Source organism: Micromonospora sp. D75, assembly GCF_018070405.1.
Lineage (GTDB): Bacteria > Actinomycetota > Actinomycetes > Mycobacteriales > Micromonosporaceae > Micromonospora > Micromonospora chalcea.
On sequence record NZ_JAGPXV010001087.1, the window covers coordinates 1 to 845 of the forward strand.

The 845-nt window shown below is 75.5% G+C and carries 2 protein-coding genes; one reads left to right on the forward strand and one right to left on the reverse strand.

Annotated elements, in window-relative coordinates; genetic code table 11:
* Positions 1-239 (reverse strand): DEAD/DEAH box helicase (locus KBX39_RS32185; RefSeq protein ID WP_369010132.1); only part of this gene is annotated, 239 nt, incomplete at its 3' end.
* Positions 240-363: 124 nt separating this feature from the next.
* On the opposite strand from KBX39_RS32185, the gene KBX39_RS32190 reads away from it, so the two are divergent.
* A partial coding sequence (locus tag KBX39_RS32190) for a DUF402 domain-containing protein (RefSeq protein ID WP_210874196.1) occupies positions 364-845 on the forward strand: 482 nt, incomplete at its 3' end.

Sequence of the window (845 nt, forward strand, 5' to 3'; positions counted from 1 at the left end):
GTCAGCGCCGGCGCGAGGTAGGCCAGGGACTTGCCGGTGCCGGTGCCGGCCTGCACCAGCAGGTGCTCGCCGGAGGCGATGCTGCGCTCGATCGCCTCGGCCATCTGCTGCTGACCGGGCCGGGCCGCGCCGCCGGGAACCGCGCCCACCGCGGCGGTCAGCAGCTCCCCGGCGCCGGCGCGACCACTGCGGCGCTTCTTCGGGACGGCCGGGCCGGTGGCGGTGCGGGACGGGGTCACCGTGCGACCGTACCCGCCGGCACCGACGGGGGTCCGGTCGCTCCGGCGGCGTGGCGGGACGGCGGGTCGCGTCCGGTTACCTCCCGATCGCGTGGCGTGGCCGGAATCGGTTAGGGTGCCAGGCATGCCGAGCGACGTGGTCCGCGTGATCTACCGCAAGTACGACGGCAGCGCCCACCGCGACTACCCGGCCCGCCGCCTCGCCGAGGACGATCTCGGCGTCTGGCTCGGCGTGCCCGCCGGCACCGAATCCGTCTACCACGGCCGCCCGTCCGTCGAGCAGATCCCGTTCGTCCTGCTGGTGCCCCACCACGGCTGGTGGACCGGCATGTTCAACCCGCCGCCGCGCACCAGCGAGGTCTACTGCGACATCGCCACCCCGGCCCGCTGGGAGGGCGCGGAGACGGTCCACCTGATCGACCTCGACCTGGACGTGGTGCGCCGCCGCGAGACCGCAGTGGTCGAGCTGCGCGACGAGGACGAGTTCGCCGAGCACCGGGCCCGCTGGGGCTACCCGGACGACGTGGTCACCGAGGCCGAGGCGGCCGCCCGCTGGCTGCTCGGCGCGCTCGGCGACGGCACCGAGCCGTTCGCCACGTCGTACCG